The organism is Rhizobium sp. N122, assembly GCF_002211295.1.
Lineage (GTDB): Bacteria > Pseudomonadota > Alphaproteobacteria > Rhizobiales > Rhizobiaceae > Rhizobium.
This window is the reverse complement of sequence record NZ_LOKU01000034.1, coordinates 1-26,311: the sequence shown is the minus strand read 5'-3', so window position 1 is coordinate 26,311 and position 26,311 is coordinate 1. Positions and strand designations below refer to the sequence as shown.

Here is a 26,311-nt window from a genome sequence, read left to right as displayed (position 1 = left end):
ATCAACCCTTGACGGCAATGGCGAAGGTGCCTTCGGGAACCACCGGCAGATACTTCTTGTAATAGCCGAGGTAGTCGGCAACCGGGTCGACGTCTTTGAACTGCTCGGGATAGAGCTGCTTGGCGATATACTGCACCATCGCGAAATCCGAGATCGTCCGGGACGCGCCTTGATAAACGCCGAAGAGCTGGCCGTTCTTGACGGCGGGAAGCTCGCTCCAGCCCCGGCGGGTTTCGAAGGCCTTCAGCTTGCCGCGGGCTTCGTCGGCCTTCACGCCCTCGCCCATCGGCAGGGCGGTCTCGCTCTTGTTGTTCTCGCGGCCGGAGATGAAGATGGCGTCTGGCTTGGACGCCAGGACCTGCTCGGGATTGATCGGCCCCCACCATTCGACGAAGGGTGCCGCGATATTGTCGCCGCCGGCTGCCGTGGACATGGCGCCCCACATGTTCTTGCCGTAGGTGAAGGAATACTCCGCCGGCCCCTTATTGCCGAATTCGACATAGACCTTCGGCTTCGGCTTGCCCGACGCAGCGATGCGGGTGGCGATGTCCTTCAGCGCGCCGGCATAAAAATCGGCGATTTCCTTGCCGCGCGAATCCTGACCGGTCAGTTGTCCTAACAGCACGGTCGAGGCGACATGGCGCTCGACCGTCTGGGCGTTGTAATCGACGATGACGACCGGAATGCCTTGTTCTTCCAAGCGATGGACGTCCTGGCCGAGCGCCTGGTACTGCCAGTCGGCAAGGATGACCAGGTCGGGGTTGAGGCTCAACACCTTCTCGATGGAAAAGGTCTGTGCTTCCACTTCGCCGACATCGGCGATGTCGCCGAGCGAGGGGCGGTGGGTAATGTGCATCTTCCAGTTCGCAGGCACCCAGCCTTCCCATGCCTCGCGGGAAATGCCGACGACGGAGTCATAGGCCTTCTCGCCGCCGACGGCCATGTAATCTTCGAAATAGAAGCCGAGAACGACGCGCTTGGCCGGAAGCTCGACCTTCACGTGACGGCCGATCACATCGGTGATCGTCTTCTGCTCCGCCATCACAGACGGGGCAAAGAAAACAACGGAAACAGAAATAATCGAGGCAACCAGCCAGCCGGCTCCGGATCTAAAATTCATGACGACCTTCCATGAGTTAAATACGAGGCCGAGTTATAAAAGTTGATCAAATAAATCAAGTTATTTATCGACAGGCTCTTCCCCTGCAGAAACACAAGTGACGGCACCGAAAATAATGGTGCGCCATCATCTCCATCGATGCGTGGCGGCGGCGGTATGACAACCACCGCCGCCCTGCCGTGTCAGCGCAAAAGCACCTTGCCGAGGCGGTGAATATGAGCGGCACCGATGCCGCAGCAACCGCCGATGATCGTGGCGCCAGCCTCGGCCCAGGAGCAGGCAAAACGCGAATAGGCGTCGTCGTTCAGGTCGCCGCGAGTCTCGTGCAGGCCTTCATTGGCGGCCGATTCGCCCTGTTCCCCTTCGAAGGCATTGGCGTAGACGCCGATTTCGATCTGGGCACCCGCCTTCCGGAACGTCCCGGCGGCCGTCTCGACGGCGGCTCGCATGACTTCGGGTTTGCTGCAATTGAACAGGAAGGCTTCGGCGCCTGACGACACTGCCCAGGATGCCGCCGCCTCGACGCTTTCGCCGGAGCGAAGCCTCGGTTCGCCGCTTTCGATATCCGCCGCGTCATCCGCCAACGTGAAGGAGATCCAGAAGGGCTTGCCTGATGCCGCCACCGCCTGGCGGACGGCCTCGCCCTCGGCGATCAGGCTCAGCGTCTCGCCGAGCCATATGTCGACAAAGGGGGCGAGGTTTTCGACCAGCACCTTGAGGTAATCCTGCACTCGCGAAGGCTGAAAATTCTGTGGCTCGTAGGAGCCGAAGATCGGCGGCAGCGAACCGGCGACCAGCACCTTGCGGTCGGCGATTGAATCGGCCGCCTCGCGCGCCAGGCGGCCGGCGAGACGGATCAGTGCTGGCCCCTCCTTCTGGAATCGGTCCTCGCCGATATGGAAGGGCACGAGCGCATAGCTGTTGGTCGTGATGATCTCAGAGCCGGCGGCGATAAATTCCTTATGCACCTCGCGGACGATATCCGGCGAATTGATCAGCGCGAGCGCCGACCATTCTGGCTGTTTCAATTCGGCGCCGAGCCGCAGCAGCTCGCGGCTCATGCCGCCATCGAGGATTCGTGTCCTGCTCATGAAGGGTCTCCATTCGGGCCGCCACGCCGTTACCGGCGGGCGTGCTTTTCATTTACAAAAGGGGTGAGTGTGCGTTGTTCGCTCCGACAGGCGGCGGGGTTCATTGCGAGCTCTTTCCGATCGGCTAACGACGAACCGGCACTTGCGCTTCGAGACCTCGAAAGACGCGGGCAATCACTGCGGTCAGGGCGAGATAAAAGAGAGTGACGACGAGCAGTGGCTCATAGACCAGGAGCGTATCCTGACGGACCTTGTTGGCCACGGCGTAGAGATCCATCACCGTCACCGTGAAGGCGAGCGGCGTCGCCTTCAGCTGCATGACGATCTCCCCGGCAATCGTCGGCAGGGCGATGCGGATGGCGCGCGGCAGCCAGATGCGGCGGGTCAGCTTCCAGGGCGACAGACCGAAAGCCCGCCCGGCTTCCAGCTCGCCCTTGGGAACGGCAAGCAGCGCGCCGCGCAAAACCTCCGCCTCATAGGCCGCATAATTCAGCGTGAAGCTGACGGCGGCAAAGAAAAAGCCCTCGCGCAGGATCGGCCAGAACAGGCTCTGGCGGATGCCGGGGATCATCGGCAGCAGCGAGCCGACCCCATAGTAGAGCAGCCAGAGCTGGATCAGCAGCGGCGTGCCGCGGAAGAAGGTGCAGTAACCGCGGGCCAGCAGCCGCGTCAGCCTGCCGCCGCTGACCTGCGCGAAGGCGAGTCCGATGGCAATGATGAAACCAAACACCACTGAGATGACCAGCAGCGCCACGGTCTGCCAGGCGCCGGTCAGAAGCAGCGGCCAATAGGAGGAGATCCAGGTGAAACTCATGGGCGCGGCTTCCTCAGGCGAGACGCGGCTGTCCGCGCCGCACCCGCCCTTCGATCAGCTTGAAGGCGACGTTGGAAACGAGAGTGATGGCGAGGTAGAGAAAGGCGGAGGCGAGGAAAAACACGAAATAGTGTTTGGTGCTTGCCCCGGCAAGCCGGGTGGCGAGCGCCAGTTCCTGGTAGCCGACGACCGCGACGAGCGCGCTGTCCTTGGTGATCGACATCCAGAGATTGGCAAGCCCTGGCAGCGCGTTCGGCAATAGCGCCGGCAGCAGGACGCGGCGGAACCGCAGCATCGGCCCCATGCCGAAGGCCTTGGCCGCCTCGATCTGACCGGTGGGAATGGCGAGGATCGCGCCGCGCAGCACCTCGGTCATATAGGCGCCCTGCACGAAGCCGAGCACGGCGACGGCGGCGACGAAGCCGTTCACATTGACCGGCGGCAGATCGAGTGCCGCCAGCAGCCGGTTGAGGCCGTCGGTGCCTGCATAATAGAGGCCGACGATGAGGATCAGTTCGGGAACGGCGCGGATGAGCGTGGTGTAGAGATCGAGCACCAGGCGCAGTGCTCGATTGCCGGAAAGCTTTCCGAGCGCGCCGCCGGTGCCGAGCAGCAGGCCGATGGCGAAGGCGCAAGCCGAGATGGCGACCGTGGAGACAGCACCTGTCAAAAGAACGCCGCCCCATCCCGGAGGATAGGGAGACAGCAGATCCAGAATGCCTTGTTGCGCGGTCGCCATTTTTGCAGTGCTTACTTCGCGCCGTAGATGTCGAAGTCGAAGTATTTCTTGGTGATGGCGTCATACTGGCCGTTGGCGCGAACGGCAGCGATCGCCGCATTCAGCTTGGCTTTCAGCTCCGTGTCTTCCTTGCGCAATCCGCCCGAAACGCCGGCTCCGAGAATTTCCTTGTCGTCGGCGACATCTCCCATCTTGGCGCAGCAATCCTTGCCGCCGTCGCTTTTGAGGAACGCGTCGAGCGCCAGCGAATCGCCGAAGACGTAGTCGATACGGCCGGAAGCCAGATCCTGGAAAGCCTCGTCGAGCGTCTGGTAGGTCTTTTCCTCGGCGGCGCCGGCAAAATACTTCTTGTAATATTCAGACTGGATCGTCGACACCTGGATGCCGATGGTCTTGCCCTTCACGTCCTCGGCGGTGGCGCCCGGCTTCTGGTCCTTGGGACCGATCAAGGTGCTCGGCGTGTTATAGTATTTGTCGGTGAAATCGATCACCTTCGAGCGTTCCGCCGTGTTCGACATCGACGACCAGATCACGTCGAACTTCTTACTCTGAAGCGCCGGAATGAGACCGTCCCAAGAGATGTCGACGATCGAGCATTTCTCCTTCATCTCTGCGCAGACGGCGTTCATCAGATCGATCTCCCAGCCGTGCCACTCGCCGGAGGCGTCCTTGGCGAAGAAGGGCGGGTAGGATTCGTTCATGACGCCGAAGCGGACTTCGGCCTGTGCGGTGACGGCGGAAAGCGCAAGGGCCGCGCCGGCGAAAAGCATGGGAAGCAGTTTCATTCGCAGAATTCTCCAGGTTCGTGTGTTGTCGATGATGGCTGATGTGGATCAATGGGCGCCGAGACGGGTGAACTCCCGGCAGCGGGCGCTGACCGGCGCCCCGAAAACTTGCTCCGGCGGCCCTTCCTCCTCGATCCGCCCCTGATGCAGGAAGAGGACGCGGCTCGACACATCCCGGGCGAAGCGCATTTCATGCGTGACGATCAGCATGGTGCGGCCTTCTTCCGCGAGATCGCGGATGACCTTGAGGACCTCGCCGACCAATTCCGGATCGAGCGCCGATGTCGGTTCGTCGAACAGCATGACGGCAGGATCGACGCAGAGCGCCCGCGCAATCGCCGCGCGCTGCTGCTGACCGCCGGAGAGAAAGGCGGGGTAGGCGTCGCGCTTGTCGAAAAGCCCGACCTTGTGAAGCAGGGCCTCCGCCTTTTCGACCGCCTCGCGCCTGGAAATGCCCATGACATGGACCGGCGCCTCGATGATGTTTTCCAATACGGTGCGATGAGCCCAGAGATTGAAACTCTGAAACACCATGCCGAGCCCCGTCCGCAGCCGTTCGATCTGCCGCCAGCTCTGCGGCTGCAGCTTCCCGCCGCGGCCGGCCCTCATCCCGACTTCCTCGCCGTTCACCGCAATGCGGCCGCGATCCGGTGTTTCCAGGAAATTGATGCATCTGAGAAAAGTGCTCTTGCCGGAACCCGACGAGCCGATGATAGAGATCACATCCGACTTGTGGGCCTCGGTCGAGATACCCTTGAGAACCTGTTGCGAGCCGAAGCTTTTGTGGAGATCTTCGACGCGAAGAGCAGGAAAGGGTTGATCCGACATGCATGGGTCCGGCTGAACTTGAGATGCGAAGGATAATGATAAAATAACGCGGTTTTTTCGCGCAATTATCACCTATTTTGCATATTTTGTGCAAAATAATCTTCCTCGCGCATCGAATGCGGCAGAATGTATGATGTGCCGCAGCTGAAATGGGAATGGACAATGGAACAGCTGGATCGTTTTGACCGTGACATCCTCGATATCGTTCAGCGTGATTGCCAGCTGAAGGCCGAAACGATCGCCGAACGGATCGGCCTGTCGGTCTCGGCCGTGCAGCGGCGGTTGAAACGGCTGCGCGAGGAGGGGATCATCAAGGCCGAGGTCGCCGTCGTTGATCGGAAAGCGACGGGAACATCGATGGTGTTCATCGTCGGCATGGAGATCGAGCGGGACAATTACGACGCTTTGGCGAAGTTTCGGCTATGGGCGGAGAAGCAGGATCATATCCAGCAGGTCTATTACGTCACCGGCGCCGTCGATCTGATTGCCATCGTCACCGCCCGCGACGTCGAGCATTATGACGACATCGCCGCCCTGATCATGGCTGACAATCCGCAGATCCGCCGCATGCACACCAATGTCGTGCTGCGCGACGTCAAGCTCGGCCTGTTCGTGCCGCTGGAATAGGATCGGGGCAAGCGGCTGGACTCATATCGGGCAAAGGGCATAATTCCGGGCGCAGATCCTTGGGAGGAATGACCGTTGACGCTACGACACCAGATCATCGCATTGGCGATCGTTCCGCTGGTCATTTCGATCCTCGCGATCACCACCTTCATCACCTGGCAATCGGCAAACCTCGCCAAGAACAGCATCGACACGTTCGAGCAGAACATGCTGAAGACGAGGGAAGCCGAGATTCTCAATCTGACCAATCTTGCGCTCTCCGCTATCCAGACGATCTATGACAAGGCCGGGGCCGACGACGAAGCCGCCAAGCGGCAGGTGGCTGAGATCCTGACCTCGCTCGACTACGGCAAGGACGGGTATTTCTTCGTCTATGATTACGACGGCAACAATATCGTCCATCCGCGCCAGAGTTTCCGCCATGGGCAAAATTGGCTCGACCTTACCGATCCCGATGGCGACAAGGTCATCGCCGAACTGATCGCCACGGCAAAGGCCGGCGGCGGCCTGCACCAGTACAAATGGCAGAAGCCATCGACCGGACAGATCGCCGACAAACTCTCCTTCGTCGTCAGCCTCGACAAATGGCACTGGGTCGTCGGCACCGGCGTCTACCTGGATGACGTCTTTGCCCAGAGTGCCGCCGCCAATGCGGTGACGCGCGCCAACATCAGACGGACCTTCGTCATCGTCGCGCTGATCGCCGTGCCTTCGGTGCTGGTCGTGTTCACCACCTGCATGCTGCTGACCTTCCATGAGCGCCGGATGGCCGACAGCCGGTTGAAGGAACTGACGCAGCGGGTCATCGACACCCAGGAAGAAGAGCGCACACGGCTGGCGCGCGAGCTGCATGACGGCATCTCCCAGACCCTTCTCGGCGTGCGCTATGCGATGGATCTCGCCGGCCGCAAAGTCAGGACCAATGTCGACGATGCGGCGCTGACCATCGAGCGCGGCGTCGAGGCGCTGAACGGCGCGATCAAGGAAATTCGGCTGCTCTCGCATGATCTGCGCCCCCGCGTGCTCGACGATCTCGGCCTGACGGCTGCGCTGGAGGCGCTCTGCCATCACTTTGCCGAACGGACGGGCATCGAGACGGAGATCGACGCCTCGGGCTTCACCGGCACGCTGAAGGCGGAAGCCAGTACCGCCCTTTATCGCGTCGCCCAGGAGGCCTTCAACAATGTCGAGCGGCATTCGGGCGCCTCGAAGCTCTCGGTCAAGCTCTGGAGCGACGGCGGCCGCGCCCGCATGACCATCTCCGACAACGGCAGCGGCTTCGATGGCGCGTCCGGCGGCTCGGGCCTCGGCCTGCGCAACATGCAGGAGCGGATGGCGCACTTCCGCGGCCTGCTGCTGATCGACAGCAGCGAGGCCGGCACGACGCTGACGGCAATGATGCCGAGATCGGCCAATTTTGCCGCCGGCAAGCAGGCGGAAGCCGCATGACGGAACGCCCGAAAATCAAGGTCCTCCTGATCGACAACCATCCGCTGGTGCTGGACGGGTTGAAAGCCGTGCTCGAAACCTTCGACCATATCGAAGTCGCCGGCACCGCCGGGCTGGCGCAGACCGGGCTCGATATCGCCCGGCAGATCCAGCCGCAGGTGGTGCTGATGGACATCAACATGCCGAAGCTCAGCGGCATCGATGCGATCGAACTGTTCAGGAGTGAACTTCCGCAGACCCGCGTCGTGATGCTCTCCATGCATGACAGCCGCGAGTATATTTCCTCGTCGGTCATGCATGGCGCCGCCGGTTATGTGCTGAAAGACGTGTCCACCGACGAGATCGTCGCGGCCATCGAGACAGTGGCGGGCGGCGGCACCTATTTCTCCTCCGGCGTCTTCGACGCGCTGATGGGTGAGCGCGTAGAGGAGGGGAGCGATCCCTTGACGCCGCGCGAGCGCGATACGCTCGGGCTGATCGTTGCCGGCAGGAGCAACCGCGAGATCGCCGAAGCGCTCGGGATAAGCGCCGCCACGGCGGAAACCCACCGCAAGAACCTCAAGAAAAAGCTCGGCATCGCTACCACGGCAGGCCTCATCCGCTATGCGCTCGACCACGGCATCGTCTCGACAATCGACGCGAATTCGCGCCTACCCACTTCTGGGTAGGCCCCGGTATTTCGCCGCCGCGCCCATCTTGTGAGGATAAAACCAACGCCCTAGGACTCCATTCGCGGCCAGCCAAGTGCCAAGCCGTTGGGAGGAATTCACATGCGTTACATCAGCTTCCGATCCGCCGGAAAAGCTCGAGCGACCCGAACCGGGCCTGCTGCCGCCGCCGGCTGACAGACCTGCCTTCCACGCCGACAACTGGAACATGGCGACCGCCGCCCGCGGCGCCTGAAAGGTATTCCGACATGGAAAAACCACGTAGCAAGGCAGCGCTCTGGCTGCTGATCATTCCGTATATAGGTCTGCTCTGGCCATCATTTTACAATGTCCGCGAGCCGGCGCTTTTCGGCTTTCCCTTCTTCTACTGGTATCAGCTTCTCTGGGTGCCGATCACGGCGACATTGACCTGGATCGCTTATCGGAGCGTTCGCCATGACGACTGACATCAACGGCACGGCGCTTGCCGTCTTCATCTTCTTTTTCGTCCTCGTCACCGTCATGGGCTTCGTCGCCAGCCGCTGGCGCAAGCCCGAGACGCTCGCCCATATCGATGAATGGGGCCTCGGCGGCCGCAATTTCGGCACCTGGATCACCTGGTTCCTTGTCGGCGGCGATTTTTACACCGCCTATACCGTGATCGCCGTCCCGGCGTTGGTCTATACGGTCGGCGCCTACGGCTTCTTCGCGCTGCCCTACACCATCGTCGTCTATCCCTTCGTCTTCATGGTCATGCCGGTCCTGTGGAAACGCGCCAAGGATTTCGGCTATGTGACGGCGGCCGACGTCGTCCACGGCCAATACGGATCGCGCGGCCTCGAACTCGCGGTCGCGGCTACCGGCGTCATCGCCACCATGCCTTACATCGCCCTCCAGCTCGTTGGCATGACGGCGGTCCTCAAGGCGCTCGGGCTGCATGGCGAACTGCCGCTGGCGATCGCCTTCATCGTGCTGGCGCTCTATACCTATTCAGCGGGCCTGCGCGCCCCGGCCCTGATCGCCTTTGTCAAGGACATCATGATCTATATCGTGGTGATCGCAGCCGTGGCGTTGATCCCGTCGAAGCTCGGCGGCTATGCCAATGTCTTCGCCTCGGCCGATGCGGCCTTCCAGGCCAAGGGCTCCGGCAACCTGCTGCTCGGCGGCAACCAGTACGTCGCCTATGCCACGCTCGCTCTCGGTTCGGCGCTGGCGGCCTTCATGTATCCGCACACGCTGACGGGCATCTTTGCCTCCAACAGCGGCAAGACGATCCGCAAGAACGCAATCATGCTGCCCGCCTATACGCTGCTGCTCGGACTTCTGGCCCTGCTCGGCTATATGGGCCATGCCGCCAATCTGAAGCTCGACAGTGCCAATGATGTCGTTCCGACCCTGTTCAAGACGCTGTTTTCAGGCTGGTTCTCCGGCTTCGCCTTCGCGGCGATCGCCATCGGCGCGCTGGTGCCGGCGGCGGTAATGAGCATTGGTGCCGCCAATCTCTTCACCCGCAATTTCTGGAAGGCCTATGTCGATCCCAAAGTCAGCGATGCGGGCGAGGCCAAGGTCGCGAAGGTCACCTCCCTGGTGGTGAAGGTCGGCGCGTTGCTCGTCATCATCTTCCTGCCGACGCAGTTCGCACTCGACCTGCAACTGCTTGGCGGCATCTGGATCCTGCAGACGCTTCCGGCCCTGGTCTTCGGTCTCTACACCAACTGGTTCCGTGCACCCGCTCTGCTTGCCGGCTGGTTCGTCGGCTTCTGCGGCGGCACCTTCCTGGTCTGGGATGCCGGCTGGAAGCCACTGCATATGATCAGCCTCGGTGGCGAACCCTTCACCGTCTATACCGGACTGCTGGCGCTGGCGGCAAACATCGCGGTCGCGGTGGTGATCAATGCCCTGCTTCCGGCCAAGGTTCCAGCCCGGGCATAAGAAAAAACGAAGGGCAGCAAACGCTGCCCTTCGTTATTTTATTTTCAGCAGAACGCTCCAGCAATCAGAACTCTTCCCAATCGCCGGCCAATGCCGCATTGCCCTGGGTCGCCGTCCCCTGGAACGACCTGCCCACCTTGGCGATCATTTGGCGCGCCGGCGATGCCACGGGTTGAGCATGATGAGCCGCGGGGGCGGGCTGCGATATGCGCTTCGGCGCCGCTACTCCGCCAATCTTGAACTGACCCAGAAGCTGGAACAGCGCATCGGCTTCCCTGGCAAGACTGTGGGCGGCGGCTGTGGCTTCTTCCACCATCGCGGCGTTCTGCTGCGTGCCCTGATCCATCCTGTTGACGGCAGTATTGATCTCTTTCAGCCCGGTCGCCTGCTCCTGCGAAGCGCCGACGATGGCGCCGACATTGCCGTCGACCTGCTGGACCTGCGTCGCAATCTCCTGCAGGGCTTTTCCGGTTTCGCCAACCAGGGCGACGCCATTTTTCACGTGGCCGTTCGAAGCGTTGATCAGTTCCTTGATTTCCTTTGCCGCCTTGGCGGAACGCTGCGCCAATTCGCGCACTTCCTGGGCAACGACGGCAAAGCCTTTGCCTGCTTCGCCGGCACGGGCGGCTTCGACGCCGGCATTCAGCGCCAAGAGGTTGGTCTGGAAGGCGATCTCGTCGATGACGCCGATGATGCTGCCGATCTCGGTGGCAGAGGATTCGATCTTGCCCATGGCGTCGACCGCGTCGCGGACGACGCTGCCCGAGCGTTCCGCATTGTCCTTGGTCTTGCGAACGAGCTGGCCTGCTTCCTGAGCTCTGTTGCTGGAATCGGCGACGGTGGTGGTGATCTCCTCCAGGGCCGCGGCGGTTTCCTCGACGGAGGCTGCCTGCTGTTCGGTCCGCTTGGCGAGATCGTCCGAAGCGGAGCGGATCTCCTGCGCGCCGGCCGCAATGGCGCTGGCGTTCTGGGAAACCTTCTGCATGGCTGCGCGCAGCTTTTCGACCGCGGCATTGAAGTCGGCTCTGAGCTTTTCCAGAGACGGAATGAACGGCGTGGCGATCTGCTGCGTGAGGTCGCCGTCGGCCAGCGCCTGCAGCGCATCGCCAAGCTGGCCGACCGCCCGGTCCGTCTGCTCGGCAAGGGTGCGGCGTTCATCGGCATCCTGTTCGAGCCGATGCCGTTCCGCCACCGCCCGCTTGGCTTCCGTGTCGGCTTCCCGCTCCGCCTTTGCCGAAATGGCATCGCGCAGGCCGGCCACGGCCCGCGCAAGCTTGCCGATCTCATCGCCGCGCGCCTCGAGACGACGATCGCCGTCGAGATTGCCTTCGGCCATCGCCTTCAGCGACAGCTGCAGTTTTGCCAGCGGGCCGACGATCGTACGCGATGTAATGGCAGCGGCAACGATCGAAAGAAGAGCGGCGATGGCGAGCGCCGTCAGGACGATCGGCTTGAAGCCGCTTGCCGTGCTGCGAACCTCGCCGCCGATCGATTTGTTCAGCGCTTCCTGATAGTCGATGAATTTGTTGATGGCGCCGAGCCAGGCAACGAAGGCCGGACGCGCCTGTTCGAGCAGGATCTTGCGGGCTGCCTCGCCGTCACCCTTCTCCTGCAGCGCGATGATCTGAGCGACCAGGGGGTTGGTTTTCGCCTGGATGTCGGCGATCTCGCTCAAAATGGTCTTTTCCTGATCTGTCGCCCCTGCCGGCGATGCAACCATCTCCGCCATGCGTTTCTCGTTCTCGGCGTAGGAGGCGGCCAGCTTTTCGATCAAGGCCTCGGCTGCCTTGCGTTCATCGGCAGAGGTCACAAGCGTCACGTCGCGAATGGCGATCGCCCGGTCGTGCACGCTGCCGCGATAGTTGATGGCAAACCGCTGCTTGACGCTGTTGACGTCGTTGATCGTCCCGAGATTGTTATTGATTTCCGCGACCTGCACCGTCGAGTAAATGCTGAGGCCCGCCATCAGCAGGATCAGAAAGCTGAAACCAAGGGCGAGACGCATCGCGATCCCGAAACTCTTCATGCTGTTCATTCGCGCGCTCCATCTGTCGGCGAGATTTAAAGATGTCTGTGACCAGGATCTGTCCCGAATGCCCCCGCCATCCACCGCTGCGCGCGTCGCGTCTAAAACGGGGCGTGCGTCAGGGTAACAAGGTCGATTGCATGCGAGATTTCGGGATACCTGGCCGGCCATCATGGCGTAGGTGACGATCCTCAGAACGTCGCTCCGATATCGTTAAAAATAGGAGGAGATATTTTAGAGAGTGTAAACGAAGCCGATAAGGCGCCATTGTGCTGCGCATTTTGTATATTTTGACGCATTTTACGTCACAAATGGCCCGAAGTCCGCATGGGAAAGAGTACATCAAGTTGCTGATTTGAATTGGCACACATCTCCTGTTGCAAAACGGACCGCTTAGATCCACTTGCCGGCACTGATGTTCAGCGATGAAGTTCGCCGTTAAGCGCAACTCTTTGAGAATTGTTAGAAGTTCTCGCAGACTATGCGGTGCGGAAAGAATGGGGCAGAGGTGGCACGACGGGCGTCTTCCGAGTCAAGGCACGATCAGAACCCGGCAGCGAGTTGGCAGGAACTGCTCGACAGTGCCGTGCGCCTGGACTGGGAATGCCGCACCCGCGAAGCGCTCGAGGTGGCGGAAACAGCCTATGAGGCAGCACTCGAGGCGGGTGATGTTGCCGGAGCCCTGCGTGTTTCACATCGACTGGCGCTCATCCATTTCAACAAGGAGACCCTGGGGGAAGGCCTGAAGATCTGCCTTCGCGCCGAAACCTGGCTCCGATATTGCCAGGATCAGGCCGCCGTCATTTCCCTGCAGTCGGTCCATGGCGGCATTCTCGTGGCGCTCGGCGATCTGGAAACCGGCTTCGGCCTGCTGACGGATTGCCAGAAACGCGCCAAATCCTGCCCGATCCACTGGCCAATTGGCGGGCGCGCACCGCCTATGCGGTGGCCCTGTTCGATTCGAACGACTTCGATCGCGCCGCCGAGGCCGCGGCCGAAAGCCTCAATTATGCGGAGACGAGCGGTCTCGCCAAGGGCTCCGTGCTGATCGCCCGCTCGATCGCCAGCCGCATGGCGGCGCGTGCGCTCGGCGAACATCGGCTGGCACGGAGGGAGATCGATGCTCTCCTGCTTGCCCGCACCGAGGAGCAGCTGCAAGCGATCCTGATAGAGGCTCAGGCTGAGAAGCTGAGCTATGAGATTGCCGAATGCCATTGTTATCTCGGTCTTCTGGCTTGGACCCGCGGTGAAGACGCCCTGGCGGCGGGCCGATATGTCGCCGCCATTGCCGCGTCTCGGGTCGCGCAGGACGAGGTGCTGGAGGCGGAGACCTCCTATTGGTATGCCTATCTTCTGGCAGGGCAGGGCGCTTTCGATGAAGCGCAGTCGCTGCTTGCCGGCATCGAGGCGTTGGAGCAGGTTCTGGCCGTGCCGCGCATGAAGCTGCGTCATTTCGACATGCGATTCCGGATTGGCGAAATGGCCGGCGACTGGCGGGCGGCCTTCGACCATCACAGGATCTATCACGAGCTGGTGGTCGAGGATTACCGTCGGCTTGCCTCGGCGCGCGCTTATACGATGAAGCTTTCGCTCGATCTGGAGACGATGCGCCGTAAGGAAGACAGTGCCCGTCTGGAGCGCGAGCGCCTGCTGGAGGAAAACCTGAGGCTTGCCGCCGAACAGCGCGAGGCGGTGCTGGCCTCGCGCACCGATCCGCTGACCGGTCTCGGCAACCGCCGCGAATTGCAGCTCAAATGCCGGGAGTGGGCCCAATCCGGCGTCACCCATGCGGCCCTGATGCTCTGCGACATCGACCATTTCAAACGCATCAACGATGTCTTTTCCCATTCGATCGGCGATATCGTCCTCTCCCGCCTTGCCGGCTTGCTGGGTGATGCCGGCGCGGAAGGCGGTCTGGCGATCCGCATGGGCGGCGAGGAATTCCTGCTTCTGCTCCCCGATACGCGGGCCGTGGACGCCTTTGCCGCTGCCGAGCGGCTGCGCCTGCGGGTGCAGGACCACGACTGGTCCGAGGTGGCCCCGAAGCTCGCCGTCACCTGCTCCATCGGCCTGGCGGATTGGTCCTTGGCCGATAGCATGGAAGCGGCGCTGCAAGTGGCGGACGCCAATCTCTACGCCGCCAAGAATGCCGGCCGTAACCGATGCGTGGCGCCGGCGACCTGACGCTTTCGCACATCCGTCGCCGCCCCGACTTCAGCCGCGCAGCAACGGCAGAAGCTGATCGCCCTGCCGCTTGATCTCGGAGAGATAGGGCGTGTCGGACAACACGAAATGCACGATCCCGAGATCCTGGTATTTGCGCAGCGAGCGGGCGACATCTGCCGCCGAGCCGACCAGCCAGGTGGTGCCGGCCCCGCCGCCGCCGAATTTTCCCGGCGCGGTATAGAGATTGTCGTCGAGGACGTCGCCGCGCTCATGGAGAGCGAGCAGCCGCTGCTGGCCGACGGCGAGCACGCGCTGGTGATCGTGCCAGCCGGCGCCTTTGCTCCTGGCCATCTCGGCGACCTTCGCCTCGGCGTCGGCCCAGGCCTCATCCGTCGTGTCGCGGACCAGCGTCGTTATCCGCAGCCCGAATTCCAGCGGCGGGAGATCGCGGTCGAGTTCCCGGCTCAGGCCCTTGAGCCGCTCGATCCGCTCCCGGACGCCCTCGAGCGGCTCGCCCCAGAAAAGCTGGACATCGGCCTCGGTCGCCGCCACCCGCTCGGCCGCTTCCGAGGCGCCGCCGAAATAGAATTTGGGATGACGGCGATCGCCGCGGGCCGCGATGCGCGGCACCACGGTGGAGTCGGCGACCCGGAAATGATCGCCTCCCGCCGTGACATTTTCCTCCGTCCACAACCGGCGAACCAGCCGCATGAACTCCTTGGTCCTGGCATAGCGATGCGCCTGGTCGCCCTCGCTGTCGCCATAGGCGGCCAGATTGTCCTTGCCCGAGACGACGTTGATCCGCACCCGGCCGCCCGTCAGATGGTCCAGCGTCGCCGCCGCAGAAGCAAAATTCGCCGGCCGCCAATAGCCCGGGCGGATCGCAATCAGCGGCTCGAAGGTGGTGGTCCGCGCAGCAAGGGAGGCCGCGACGGTGAATGTGTCGGGCCGGCCCCAGCCGGTGCCGATCAGCGCGCCCTTCCAGCCATGCTCCTCCAGCGCCCGCGCGTGGCTGGTCAGCGTATCCAGGCTGTTGTGGTTGTCGACGGCGGAATCGCCGCGATGACCTGGTCTGACGTCGTTCGGAATATACCAGAGAAATTCGGAATGCTTGCTCATGCGATGCCGGTTTATTCGGGATTGGAAGAAGGATGCCAAGGAAAGGCCGGGAAGATCATACGGCTGCCTGTGCTGCCTGCGCCTGAAGCGCAAAACCGTTCGGCGGGCGCTGGAGGCCGAGATTCTCCCGCAGCGTCGTGCCTTCATATTCATGCCGGAACAGGCCACGCCGGCGCAGGATCGGCACGACCTGATCGACGAAGTCGGTGAGCGCGGTGGGCAGGACCGGCGGCATGATGTTGAAGGCGTCGGCGGCGCCGTTCTCGAACCAGCTCTGCATCGCATCGGCGATCTGCTCGGGCGTTCCGACGACGGTACGATGGCCGCGCGCGGTGGCGACCGCCAGATAGAATTGGCGCAGCGTCAGATGATTGCGCGAGACCAGGTCGGAAACCAGCTTGAGGCGGCTTTTGTTGAGTTCGGTATTGTCAGGCAGGGGAGGGGCGGGATCGTCGAGCGAATAGCCGGAAAGATCGACGCCCCTATAGTGGCGGGCAAGGATATTCCAGGCGATAGCGGGATGCACCAGCGATTGGATATGCTCATAATTCGCTTGAGCTTCCGCCTCCGTCCCGCCGAGAACGGGAAATATGCCGGGGCTGATCAGAAGGTCGTCCGGCCGCCGCCCGTAGCGGGCAAGCCGCCCCTTGACGTCGGAATAGAATTCCTGGGCATCCTCGAGCGTCTGATTGGCGGTAAAGATCATCTCGGCGGTGCGGGCGGCAAGTTCGCGTCCCGGTTCCGATGCGCCGGCCTGCACGATGACGGGATAGCCCTGCACCGGACGGCCGACATTTAGCGGACCCGCCACCGAGAAGAACTTGCCCTTGTGATTGACGAGATGCACCTTGTCGGGATCGAGATAGACCCCGCTTTGCTTGTCGCGGATGAAGGCATCGTCCTCGTAGGAATCCCACAATCCCTTTACCAGGTCGACGAATTCCTCGGCCCGCTCATAACGATCGGCATGGGCGGGATGGCCTGCGATCGAGAAGTTCTTCGAAACGTCGGCGCCCGTCGTGACGACGTTCCATGCGGCGCGGCCCCTGGAGATATAATCCAGCGACGCGAATCTGCGGGCGAGAAGATAAGGGTCCTCGTAGGTCGTCGATGCCGTGGCGACGAAGCCGATATGACTGGTCGCCTGGGAGAGGGCGGCCCAGAGGGTCAGCGGCTCGAAATGAGCGCCCTGGGCAATGCGGCGAAACGCTTCCGGATCCGCGGCCCGCTCCCATCCCGCGGGGCTGTCGGCGACGAAGACGAGATCGAATTTCCCGCGTTCGGCGGTCTGCGCCAGGTCCCGGTAGTGATCGATATTGAGGCCGGCATCGGCCTGCGCATCCGGATGGCGCCAGGCGGCGATATGATGGCCGGTCGCCATGATGAAGGCGCCGAGCCGCATTTGCCGTTTCGATGTGCTCATTGGCTTGCTTCTCCGCTGATATCAGGCTGCTTTGCGGCCGGGGACGCTGACCCCGAGCCGGCCGAGAAGATGGCTTCGGAACTCTGCAAAACGCGGATCGCCGTGATCGCGCGGCGCCGGCAGATCGATCCTGAGATCCTCGATGAGCCGGCCGTCGTCGAGAACCAGAATCCGGTCGGCCAGCGAGATCGCCTCGTCGACGTCGTGGGTGACGAGCAGCACGGCGGGACGGTGCCTTGCGCATAATTCCCGCAGCAGATCATGCATCTTCAGCCGGGTCAGCGCGTCGAGCGCGCCGAAGGGCTCGTCGGCGAGAAGCAAGGCCGGCTCGCGCACCAGGGAACGGGCCAGCGCGACCCGCTGCTGCTCGCCGCCGGATAGCTGGTTCGGCCATGCCGCTTCCCGCCCCGCAAGTCCCACTTCCACCAAAGCCTTCCTGCCGCCTTCCTGGCCGGAGGCGCCGTTGAGGCCGAGCGTGACGTTCTGGATGACGCTGCGCCACGGCAGCAAGCGGGCATCCTGGAAAACCACGGAGAGCCTTTCCGGCGTCTCAAGGGTTCCGCTTCCCTCGACACCGTGATCGAGCCCAGCAAGGGCGCGCAGGAACGTGCTTTTGCCGGAGCCGCTGCGGCCGAGCAGGGCAACGAACTCGCCCTCCGCGATATCGAGATCGACGCCATCGAGGATCGTCTTTGCCGCAAACCGGCGGACGAGGTTTCGCACATGGACGGCCGTGGCCGCCGGCTTCAGTTTGCCAGGGTGCGGCGCCATGAGAGAGCCCTCCGTTCGATGAGGCGGACGAGACCGTCCGAGACCAGACCCAGCAGCACATAGACCACGAGGCCGACGAGAATGACGTCGGTCTGCCCGTAATTGCGGGCAAGATCGATCATGTAGCCGAGCCCGCTGGTGGCGTTGATCTGCTCGACGACGACGAGAGAAACCCAGCAGAGGGTGACGGCAAAGCGCAGCCCCAGCAGGAAACCGGGTAAAGCGCCCGGCAGCACGACCTGAAGGATGAAGTCCTTCCGGCTCATGCGCAGCGTCTCGGCCAGTTCGACATAGCGGCTGTCGATGCTGCGCAATGCATTGTGCGTATGGATGTAGATCGGCACGATGACGGCGAGCACGATGGTCGTAACCTTCATGCTCTCGCCGATGCCGAACCACAGGATGAGCAAGGGGATCAGCGCCAGCGTCGGGATCGCCCGCTTGATCTGGACCGGCCCGTCGATCAGCGCCTCGCCGATCCGGGAAAGGCCGGCGATGACGGCCAGGATCGTGCCGATCAGCAAGCCGATGCCAAGGCCGAGCAAGGCGCGCGTCGCCGACGTCACGAAATTGTCCTGCAGCCGACCCTGCTCTATCAGCCGTACAAAAGCCTCGACCACCGTCCAGGGCGCCGACAGGGTGCGTGGGTCGATCCAGCCGAGCGCCGAGCCGGCGACCCAGGCCAAGACCAGCAATGCCGGCCCGATCTGCAGCCCGAGCGGTATCGCCGGTCCCGGGCCCAGTCTGCGCCGGGCACGAGGGCCGGCAGAGCTGATCGGGCCGGCCATTTTAGCCAGACGTGAACCTGAATGCTCAATTCTGCTGCCGGGTCGCGGCGATAGTTTCGCCTCGCCCGCATCCCAAATGGTTGCCATGCTTCAGATCTCCTCTGCGAAGGGGTATCGAGAATTACAGGCCCTTGGCCAAAGCCGCCGCACCGAACTTTTCAAAGCGATTGTCGAAAATCTGCTCCACGTCGAAAGGCTTGTAACCGAGCTCGTCCGCCAGCAGGTCGATCGTTTCCTGATGGCGCTTCTTCACGTCACTCCAATCGGCGGGGACGATCTGTTCGCCGGTCATCTTGACGAGATATTCCCCGTCTTCCTGGCCGAGGCCCTGCTGACCGACGTAGTATTCCTTGATCCAGAGGTCCGGGTTGCGGTTCACCCATTCGGTGGCGCGCGCCCAAAGGCCGACAAATTCCGCGAGAGCCGCCGCCTTGGCGGGATCGTCCAGAACCCATTGCGGTGCATAGAGGTGGCCGGGATCATCCCGCAGGCCATGCTCAAGAAGCGTGGCGCCGTCAGGTCCGTATTGGGTGATGTAGCGCCTGATATAGACGGTGCCGAGCGGCGCGATGTCGACCTGTTTGCTGGCCAGCGCCTTCGGGTATACGTCGCCGGTGCTCGGCAATTCCACGAGGGTGACGTCGCTGCTCTTCAGACCCGCCGCGTGAAGCGCGCGCAGGACAAGCGTGCCCTGGGCCTGACCGGGACTGAAGGCAATGCGTTTGCCGCGGAAATCCGCAAGCGTCTTGACGCCGGCACCGGGCGCGATGCCGAAGCGGTAGATCGGATTGGCGATCGGGTCACGGCGTTCGCGATAGGCGATGTTGCGGACGGGCAGGTTGTTCCAGTTGGCAAAGATCGAGGGGATCTCGGCCACCGAGCCGACATCGAGCGCATGGGCACGGAAGGCTTCCGACGTCTGCGGCCCGCCACTGATATTGGCCCATTTCACTTCGAACGTCAGCTCTTTATCGAGGCCGGACACTTCAAGCGCCTTCTGCGTGACCGGATCGCCGATCGTCAGCACGGTGCCCGGCGGCACCTTGGCAAGGAGGGGAGCATTCGCCTGGGCCGCAGCGGAATTGTGCATGGCGCAGAAGCCAAGCACACTGAACAATGCGATTTTGAATGTCTTTGCCAATGTCATCGTCGATCTTCCCGTTTCGATTGCTGATTGCAGGAACGATGCACGGTAAGATCGGATATAATCTACTAAATCGATAGACTATTTAATTTAATAATGACGCCTTGGATAAAAAATTGTCCCGAAAAGCCGGGCCGCCGTAACTGTCGGGTCCCGCATGAGGGCGCGTTCAGAATCGAAAAAGCGCCCGCAACTCGTCGCGGGCGCTTCGCCGATGTGGTCGGCATCGACGGATATCAGGCGGTATGCGGCGGATACTCGTTGGCCTGGAAGACGTGATGATGCACCTTGCCGGTGAAGAGCCGCAGCAATTCACCGGTGACCTCGCGGCTCTCGAAGCGCACGTCGGAACGCAGCGCCGCGTTGACCGCATCCATATCGGGATACCGGATGGCGAGCGCCATCGCATAGACCGGGGCGCCGTCGTCGCGCTCCATTCCATCAAGCACACGGACTTCCTCGGCACCCGGAAATTTCGTCCAGAGAGGGACGAGCCGCTTTCTGACAAAGGCGCGGAACTCCTCTTCCCGGCCTGGATGGATTTCGCCTTCAAACAAGGCATAACGAATGATCATAGCTTCTCTTTTCCAAAACTCGCCGGAGCTGGATCGATGGTGATGCGGAGCGGGGAGGGCGTATCGGTCGATACGCCCTGATCGGAGGCCTATTTGCCCCAGATTTTCTTGTATTGATCGCGATAGCCGTTGTCGGGATCGAAGCTGTTCTTCGGCCCGCCGTCGAACTCGACATTCGCGCTGGTCACCACGTGCAGCGGCGACACATAGCCAGACCACGGGGCGCCGGCGAAAGCGCGGTTCAGCTCATCGACGAGCTGCCAGCCCTGCAGGTTGAGCGGCTCGGCGACGGTGACGGCCTGGTACTGCTTGGCGCGGATACGCTGATAGGCGCTCTCCGAACCATCGCCGGCCGCAACGTTCACCGGCTTTCCGTCGCCGGCAATGCCGGCCGAGGCGAGCGACGGGCCCATGAAATCGTAATAGAGGTCGTTGATCGCCAGCGAATGCGTCCACTTCGCGCCGTACTTCTGCAGCAGCGACGTGGTCAGCTGCGGCATGCGCTGCGAGGTTTCGGCGATCGGCGTGTCGACATATTCGAGCACGGTGCCGCCGAGATCCTCGATCTCCTTCTTCATGCGGTCGGCCTTGGCAATCGCGATCGCATAGGTGGAGTCGGTGAAGATAATGACTCCAGGCTTGCCGCCGGCATCGGCGAAGGCCCAATCGGCCGCAGACTTCGAGACTTCCATTGCATCGGTGGTGACGTTGGCGAAAACGCCGACGTCGGGAACCGGGCCGACGGCCGAGGCGGCGTGCCAGGAGACCATCGGAATGCCGGCCGCCTTGGCCGCTTCCATCGCCGGCTTCTGCTCGACGGCGTCGAAGCCGTTGATGATGATGCCATCGGGCTTCAGCGCCATGGCCTGGCCGAAGGCCGCCGTCCGTCCGCCGATCGAGCCGGCGCCGTCAAGCGCCTTCACCGTCCAACCCAAAGCGCCGGCCGCTTCCTGAACGCCGTTGACGACGCCGAGAATGCCGCCGTTCTTCATATCGCCGGCGAGAATGACGATGTTCTTGCCGCTCGCACCCTTCGGGCCGCTCGTCGGGCCATCCCAGGCGCTCACCTTGGACGCATATTTGTCGACCACCGCCTTGGCGTCAGCCATCGAATCCGCCATCGCCGGCATGCTCAGCATAAGGGCGACGGTTGCGACCGTTGCCTGCATTAAAGTCCTGCGCTTCATGTTCACTCCTCCATTTTGTTTGTTATGAAATGCCGGTGAGCCGGCATCCTCATTTGGATGCGGGTGTGATCCTCCTCACAGCTCCGCGCTTGCGCTGGGCGTAGCCTGCAATGCCGATGGCAATCAGCAGGGTCACGCCGTTGAACAGCGGTTCGACGAAGAACGAGCCGCCGAATTGCTGAATTCCAGATATCCCGACCGCCAGGATGATGACGCCGATCAGCGTGCCCCAGACATTCACCCGGCCCGGCTTGATCGTCGTCGATCCGAGGAATGCGCCGACAAGCGCCGGCAGCAGATATTCGAGGCCGACGCTCGCCTGACCGATGCGCAGTTTCGAGGCGAGAAGCACCCCGGTCAGAGCCGCCAGCAGGCCCGATGTGACGAAGGCGCCGATCACGAATTTGCGGACCGGGATGCCATTGAGGGCGGCGGCCTTGGGATTGGCGCCGATGGCGTAGAGATAACGGCCGATCGGCAGATATTCGAGCACGATCCACATGCAGATCGCGATCAGGAGCACATAGAAGCCGGTGATCGGCAGGCCGAACAGCATGGTGCCGTTCAACGCGTAGAAACCTTCCGGCAGGACGCCGACCACCTGCCGGCCGCCGGTGTGCCAAAGGGCAAGCGCGTAGAGAACCGTTCCCGTGCCGAGCGTGGCGATGAAGCTGTCGATCTTGGCGACCTCGACGAGCAGGCCGTTGATGAAGCCCGTGAGGACGCCGAGCGCCAGCACGATGATCACCGCGACCGGCCAGGGCAGGCCGTAGGCCGTCTGCAGGCTGATGGCGAGAATGTGCCAGAGCACGATGCCATAGCCGACGGTCAGGTCGATGCGGCCCGACGCCATCGGGATCATCGCGGCGAGCGACAGTAGCGCGATGATCGCCTTGTCGGAGACGATCGAGCGGACGTTCAGCACCGTCGGGAACGTATCCGGCAGAAGGATCGAGAAGATCACGATCAGGCCGAGGGTGAGGATCACCAGCCCGTAAACCGGGATCAGGCGGCCGATCTTCTGGCCGGTGGACAGGCCGGCCATTTCGCTCTTGGTCGGCTCCAGCGCGGTGGATTCAATGGATTGCATGGCTGTTCTCCCGATGGCTCAAGCCGCTTCCGACGCCGAGGCGGCCGTGATGACCGCCTCCGTGGTCAGAGCGCTTCCACTCAGTTCGCTGACGATTTTTCCGCGCGAGAAAACCAGCGCGCGGTGGCAGATATGGGCGATTTCCTCGAAATCCGTCGAGACCACGACGACCGCGAGACCGGCTTCCAGCGCCTGGGTGATCAGGCGGTAGATTTCCGCACGGGCGCCGATGTCGACGCCGGCGGTCGGGTCTTCGGCGACCAGCAGCTTGCGGCCGGTCGCCAGCCAGCGGCCGACGACCACCTTCTGCTGATTGCCGCCCGACAGCGCCTCCACCGGCAGATCCGGATCGTTCGGCCTGAGGCCGACGGAATGGCCGATCGCATGGGCAAGACCGGCTTCGCCACGCGGCGACAGGAAGGAGAAAATCCCGCGGCCGACGGCGCCCGGATTGAGATAGGTATTTTCCCGAATGGACAGCGACAATGCGACGGATTCCTCCGTCCGGTCGCGGGCAATCAGACCGATACCCGACGCCATCGCCTGCCGCGGGCTGGAAAGATCCGGCGCCTCGCCATGCAGCCGGACCGAGCCGTTGAAGGGCTCGCAGCCGAACAGCGCCCGGCCGATCCTTTCCTGGCCGGCGCCGCGCAATCCAACCAGCCCGAGCAACTCACCCTCGCGGATATCGAAGGAGATCGGGCTCGTGCCGGCACAGACGAGGTCGCGAACCTCGACGATCGCCTTGCCGGGCTTGATCTCGGCCTTGGAAAAGAGGCTGTCACTGCTGCGGCCGATGATCATCGTCACCAGTTCGTCGGGAGTGGTCTCGCTGACCGGCTTCTGGCCGACCATGCATCCGTCGCGCAGCACGGCGACGCGATCGGCGATACGGAAAATCTCGTCGAGCCGGTGGGAGACATAGATCATGCCGACGCCGCGCTCCTTCAGGGGACGGATCGCGTTGAACAGCCGATCGACTTCGTTGGCGGGCAGGCTCGCCGTCGGCTCGTCGAGCACCAGAACATCGGCTTCGACGGCAAGCGCGCGGGCAATGGCGACAAGCGATTTTTCGGTGCGCGACAGGGCCGAGACCCGCGTCGTCGGATCGAAGTCGCAGCCGACGAGCTTCAGCGCTTCCTTGGCCCGCGCCTGCGTCCTGTTCCAATCGATGAGACCGCTTCGCATCGAGAAGCCCTGCGACAGACCCATATTCTCGCCGACCGTCATCCACTCGATCAGACCGAGATCCTGATGGATGAAGGCGACCGGCTGCCGCTCGTTCGGTTTCGGCGGGCGATGATGGTAGCTCTGGCCGCGGAAAAGGATGTCGCCGTGATCCGGCTTGTAGATGCCGGCAAGCGTCTTGATCAGCGTTGATTTGCCGGCGCCGTTTTCGCCCAGCAGCGCCAGGATTTCGCCCTCGCGCAGATCGATCGATACGTCACGCAGCGCCTGCGTGCCGCCGAAGCTCTTGGTAATCGATTGGAACTCCAGCAGTCTCTTGGCTTCCACTGTGGCTCCTCCCAAAGCTGCAGCTCTTATAAAAATATGTTATCGATAACATTCATCGATAGTCAAGCGGAAAATGACGATCCCCAACCCCGCGAAATGACATCAGCCGGGACGAAATCCGTCGAGAAGGCGCATCATCTCGGCAGAGTCCTTCGGCCCAAGACCGGCGGCGCACAACAGGCGGTGAATCTCCACCACCGCACCCGTCATCGGCAGCGGCGTCTTGGCCTTCAGCGCAAAGGCCTGAAGCGAATCCAGGTCTTTCAGCATATTGTCGATCCGGCCCGTCGGCGAGAAATCGCGGGCGGCAAATTTCGCCATGAATTCCTGCAATATCCGGCTGTCCGCCCTGCCGCCGGCAAGGGCTGCCGGAATGGCTGCGGGATCGACGCCGCCGGCTTCGGCGAGCTTGACGGCTTCCGCCACCGCCTGGAACAGCACGGCGCAGAACAACTGATTGATCAGCTTGGTGGTCTGCCCAGCGCCGGAGGCGCCCATCAACGTATAATTGGCAGCAAGATGCCGCATCACCACACGCGCCCGCTCGAAATCCTCGGCGCTGCCGCCGGCCATGATCGTCAGCTTGCCGCCGAGCGCGCCAGGCACGCCGCCCGACAGCGGGCAATCCACCCATGCCATGCCGGTGTCCGCCCGCAGCCGTTTCGCCATGTCGGCGGTCTCGGCAGGGTCGATGGAGGACATGTCGATCAGCAGCTTGTCGGCGCTGGCCGCCGCCGCAACCCCCTTCTCGCCGAAGACGACGGCGCGCACGATGCTGGCGTGATTGAGGCTGAGAATGCAGAACTCCGACGCCGAGACGGCACTCGCCACGGAACTCGCCGCGTGCGCGCCTTTGGCCGTCAATGCCGCGACCTTTTCGGCATCGAGATCGAAGACCGAGACTTTGTGGCCGGTTTCGATCAGTCGCGTGACGATCGCCGTTCCCATGATGCCGGCGCCAATGACGGCGACGTCTGCTCGATAATCATCCTGCATGAAACCCTCCCTTGATGGCCGCGCTTTTCAGCCCCTCACAGGCCAGCGCCACCATATCATCCAAAGCCATGTCGATCGCCACCGTCACAACACCGACTTCACCGGTCGGCGGCTCCAGCGTCTGCAGCTGGCTGTCTAGCAGCGACGCCGGCATGAAGTGGCCCTGACGGGCCTGCATCCGCGACAGCAGCAGATCGCGCGATCCTTCGAGGAATACGAAGGCCAGCCGTCCGCCAGCCGCCTGCCGCAGCCTGTCCCGATAGCTTCTTTTCAGCGCCGAACACGAAATCACCAATCCCTGCGATGCGTCTTGCGCGGTCTTTATTTCCGCGCCGATCCGGTCGAGCCAGGGCAGGCGGTCGTCGTCGGTGAGCGGTATGCCCTTCGCCATCTTCTCGACATTGCGAGCCGGGTGGAGCTGATCGCCCTCCACAAACCGCATGCCGTTTCGCGCGGCGATGCCCTCGCCGACCGAGGATTTGCCGCAGCCGCTGACGCCCATGACGACGACGGCCGGAGGCGGTGTTTCTTTCTCGAGCTTCATCGTCGCGTCCCTGTCAGAGGCAGGTGGTGATGCCGCCGTCGACGTAAAGCGTGTGGCCGTTGATGAAGGATGAGCCACGGCCGGAGAGAAAGACAGCAGCACCCACAAGTTCCTCGACATTGCCCCAGCGTCCGGCCGGCGTCCGCTTCTCCAGCCAGGACGAGAATTCCGGATTGTCCACGAGCGCCTGATTGAGCGGCGTCTTGAAATAGCCCGGCGCGATCGCATTGATCTGCAGGCCGTGCTTGGCCCAGTCAGCGCACATGCCGCGCGTCAGATTGCGCACCGCGCCTTTGGTCGCGGTATAGGGGGCGATGCCCGGGCGCGCCAGTTCACTCTGCACGGAAGCGATGTTGATGATCTTGCCCTGGCCGCGGGCGATCATGGCTTTGGCAGCCGCCTGACCGACGTAAAATACGCTCGAAATATTGGTGGTCAGCAGCAGTTCCCATTTGTCCGCCGGGAAATCTTCCAGCGGCGTGCGAAACTGCATGCCGGCATTGTTGATCAGGATGTCGAGCGGGCCGATATCGGCCTCGATCGCATCGATGCCCGCTTTGGCGGCGTCCTTGCTGGTTACGTCGAAGATGGCCGCATGGGCAGACAGTCCCTGCGCCTTGAGGCTCTCGACGGCACGTTTGACGCTTTCGGGCGTGCGGCCGTTGATGACGACCTCGGCGCCATGCTGCGCCAGGCCCTCGGCCAGCGCATATCCGATCCCCTGGCTCGAGCCAGTGATCAGGGCAAGCTGCCCGGTCAGATCAAACAGGTTCTTCATGCAAATAACTCCTCCGGTGTCGCTGCGAATGACGGCTTATACCGCCACTTCAGGTGAAACTCACTTGACATCGCTTTTTCGAATTATATGTTATCGATAACATAATCAACTGTCAAAATGCGGGACGGAGATGGAATGCCTGAGCTAGAGATCTTGA

At 62.5% G+C, this 26,311-nt stretch carries 27 protein-coding genes; 7 read left to right on the top strand and 20 right to left on the bottom strand.

Translation table 11 applies throughout. The annotated features are described in order from the left end of the window. Window position 1: 1 nt before the first annotated feature. The 6 genes from ATY75_RS21705 to ATY75_RS21680 form a co-directional block, all read right to left on the bottom strand. Window positions 2-1,120: an ABC transporter substrate-binding protein gene (locus tag ATY75_RS21705; protein ID WP_088939148.1), complete on the bottom strand. Its 1,119-nt coding sequence runs from the start codon at window positions 1,118-1,120 to the stop codon at window positions 2-4. A 182-nt stretch (window positions 1,121-1,302) separates the two neighbouring features. Next, on the bottom strand, window positions 1,303-2,211 hold the full coding sequence (locus ATY75_RS21700) for a homocysteine S-methyltransferase family protein (protein WP_088939147.1): 909 nt from the start codon (window positions 2,209-2,211) through the stop codon (window positions 1,303-1,305). A gap of 124 nt (window positions 2,212-2,335) precedes the next feature. Continuing rightward, a complete protein-coding gene (locus ATY75_RS21695) occupies window positions 2,336-3,025 on the bottom strand; it encodes an ABC transporter permease (protein ID WP_064832009.1) in 690 nt (229 codons plus the stop codon). A 13-nt stretch (window positions 3,026-3,038) separates the two neighbouring features. Then, window positions 3,039-3,764: an ABC transporter permease subunit gene (locus tag ATY75_RS21690; RefSeq protein WP_064841689.1), complete on the bottom strand. Its 726-nt coding sequence runs from the start codon at window positions 3,762-3,764 to the stop codon at window positions 3,039-3,041. Window positions 3,765-3,775: 11 nt separating this feature from the next. Continuing rightward, window positions 3,776-4,549, bottom strand: a complete 774-nt coding sequence (locus ATY75_RS21685; protein ID WP_088939146.1) for a transporter substrate-binding domain-containing protein — start codon at window positions 4,547-4,549, stop codon at window positions 3,776-3,778. A 48-nt stretch (window positions 4,550-4,597) separates the two neighbouring features. Then, window positions 4,598-5,377 (bottom strand): ATP-binding cassette domain-containing protein, encoded by a 780-nt coding sequence (locus ATY75_RS21680; protein WP_088939145.1) that lies wholly within the window; start codon window positions 5,375-5,377, stop codon window positions 4,598-4,600. Between the two features lie 162 nt (window positions 5,378-5,539). Between ATY75_RS21680 and ATY75_RS21675 the strand changes: the two genes are divergently transcribed. The 6 genes from ATY75_RS21675 (at window position 5,540) to mctP (ending at window position 10,032) form a co-directional block, all read left to right on the top strand. Continuing rightward, window positions 5,540-6,004: an Lrp/AsnC family transcriptional regulator gene (locus ATY75_RS21675; protein ID WP_054183600.1), complete on the top strand. Its 465-nt coding sequence runs from the start codon at window positions 5,540-5,542 to the stop codon at window positions 6,002-6,004. A gap of 75 nt (window positions 6,005-6,079) precedes the next feature. Continuing rightward, a complete protein-coding gene (locus ATY75_RS21670; protein ID WP_088939144.1) occupies window positions 6,080-7,453 on the top strand; it encodes a cache domain-containing protein in 1,374 nt (457 codons plus the stop codon). Next, complete coding sequence (locus ATY75_RS21665) at window positions 7,450-8,121, top strand: response regulator transcription factor (protein ID WP_088939143.1); 672 nt, start codon at window positions 7,450-7,452, stop codon at window positions 8,119-8,121. Before ATY75_RS21670 ends, ATY75_RS21665 begins: the two co-directional genes overlap by 4 nt. A gap of 76 nt (window positions 8,122-8,197) precedes the next feature. After that, entirely contained in the window at window positions 8,198-8,356 is a 159-nt protein-coding gene (locus tag ATY75_RS34680; RefSeq protein ID WP_190241404.1) for a hypothetical protein, read from the top strand. 13 nt (window positions 8,357-8,369) lie between these two features. Further along, window positions 8,370-8,567, top strand: a complete 198-nt coding sequence (locus tag ATY75_RS21660) for a DUF3311 domain-containing protein (RefSeq protein WP_088939142.1) — start codon at window positions 8,370-8,372, stop codon at window positions 8,565-8,567. Continuing rightward, window positions 8,557-10,032: a sodium:solute symporter family monocarboxylate transporter gene (gene mctP / locus ATY75_RS21655; protein ID WP_088939141.1), complete on the top strand. Its 1,476-nt coding sequence runs from the start codon at window positions 8,557-8,559 to the stop codon at window positions 10,030-10,032. The genes ATY75_RS21660 and mctP overlap by 11 nt, the downstream gene beginning before the upstream one ends. A gap of 64 nt (window positions 10,033-10,096) precedes the next feature. Here the strand turns inward: mctP and ATY75_RS21650 are convergent, their stop codons facing one another. Both ATY75_RS21650 and ATY75_RS35485 read right to left on the bottom strand, forming a co-directional pair. Continuing rightward, window positions 10,097-12,067, bottom strand: coding sequence for a methyl-accepting chemotaxis protein (locus tag ATY75_RS21650; RefSeq protein WP_088939140.1), 1,971 nt, complete (start codon window positions 12,065-12,067; stop codon window positions 10,097-10,099). A gap of 682 nt (window positions 12,068-12,749) precedes the next feature. After that, entirely contained in the window at window positions 12,750-12,881 is a 132-nt protein-coding gene (locus ATY75_RS35485) for a hypothetical protein (protein WP_280950612.1), read from the bottom strand. A gap of 56 nt (window positions 12,882-12,937) precedes the next feature. On the opposite strand from ATY75_RS35485, the gene ATY75_RS21645 reads away from it, so the two are divergent. After that, complete coding sequence (locus tag ATY75_RS21645) at window positions 12,938-14,242, top strand: GGDEF domain-containing protein (RefSeq protein WP_245317615.1); 1,305 nt, start codon at window positions 12,938-12,940, stop codon at window positions 14,240-14,242. 30 nt (window positions 14,243-14,272) lie between these two features. Here ATY75_RS21645 and ATY75_RS21640 read toward each other — a convergent pair whose 3' ends face one another. The 12 genes from ATY75_RS21640 to ATY75_RS21585 form a co-directional block, all read right to left on the bottom strand. Next, on the bottom strand, window positions 14,273-15,343 hold the full coding sequence (locus tag ATY75_RS21640; RefSeq protein ID WP_088939139.1) for an LLM class flavin-dependent oxidoreductase: 1,071 nt from the start codon (window positions 15,341-15,343) through the stop codon (window positions 14,273-14,275). Between the two features lie 55 nt (window positions 15,344-15,398). Further along, window positions 15,399-16,766, bottom strand: a complete 1,368-nt coding sequence (locus ATY75_RS21635) for an LLM class flavin-dependent oxidoreductase (protein WP_088939138.1) — start codon at window positions 16,764-16,766, stop codon at window positions 15,399-15,401. A 21-nt stretch (window positions 16,767-16,787) separates the two neighbouring features. Further along, window positions 16,788-17,537, bottom strand: coding sequence for an ABC transporter ATP-binding protein (locus ATY75_RS21630; protein WP_088939137.1), 750 nt, complete (start codon window positions 17,535-17,537; stop codon window positions 16,788-16,790). Further along, a complete protein-coding gene (locus ATY75_RS21625; protein ID WP_190241403.1) occupies window positions 17,513-18,412 on the bottom strand; it encodes an ABC transporter permease in 900 nt (299 codons plus the stop codon). Before ATY75_RS21625 ends, ATY75_RS21630 begins: the two co-directional genes overlap by 25 nt. A gap of 34 nt (window positions 18,413-18,446) precedes the next feature. Next, window positions 18,447-19,472, bottom strand: coding sequence for an ABC transporter substrate-binding protein (locus ATY75_RS21620; RefSeq protein WP_088939135.1), 1,026 nt, complete (start codon window positions 19,470-19,472; stop codon window positions 18,447-18,449). Window positions 19,473-19,705: 233 nt separating this feature from the next. Beyond that, window positions 19,706-20,044 (bottom strand): hypothetical protein, encoded by a 339-nt coding sequence (locus tag ATY75_RS21615; protein WP_088939134.1) that lies wholly within the window; start codon window positions 20,042-20,044, stop codon window positions 19,706-19,708. Between the two features lie 89 nt (window positions 20,045-20,133). Continuing rightward, a complete protein-coding gene (locus tag ATY75_RS21610) occupies window positions 20,134-21,231 on the bottom strand; it encodes a substrate-binding domain-containing protein (protein ID WP_088939133.1) in 1,098 nt (365 codons plus the stop codon). Between the two features lie 49 nt (window positions 21,232-21,280). After that, window positions 21,281-22,321: an ABC transporter permease gene (locus tag ATY75_RS21605; protein WP_071092236.1), complete on the bottom strand. Its 1,041-nt coding sequence runs from the start codon at window positions 22,319-22,321 to the stop codon at window positions 21,281-21,283. 18 nt (window positions 22,322-22,339) lie between these two features. After that, window positions 22,340-23,836 (bottom strand): sugar ABC transporter ATP-binding protein, encoded by a 1,497-nt coding sequence (locus tag ATY75_RS21600; protein ID WP_088939132.1) that lies wholly within the window; start codon window positions 23,834-23,836, stop codon window positions 22,340-22,342. 102 nt (window positions 23,837-23,938) lie between these two features. Next, window positions 23,939-24,832, bottom strand: coding sequence for an NAD(P)-dependent oxidoreductase (locus ATY75_RS21595; protein ID WP_088939131.1), 894 nt, complete (start codon window positions 24,830-24,832; stop codon window positions 23,939-23,941). Continuing rightward, window positions 24,822-25,376, bottom strand: coding sequence for a gluconokinase (locus tag ATY75_RS21590; protein WP_088939130.1), 555 nt, complete (start codon window positions 25,374-25,376; stop codon window positions 24,822-24,824). Before ATY75_RS21590 ends, ATY75_RS21595 begins: the two co-directional genes overlap by 11 nt. Window positions 25,377-25,389: 13 nt before the next feature. Continuing rightward, on the bottom strand, window positions 25,390-26,154 hold the full coding sequence (locus ATY75_RS21585; protein ID WP_010029976.1) for an SDR family oxidoreductase: 765 nt from the start codon (window positions 26,152-26,154) through the stop codon (window positions 25,390-25,392). Window positions 26,155-26,311 lie beyond the last annotated feature (157 nt).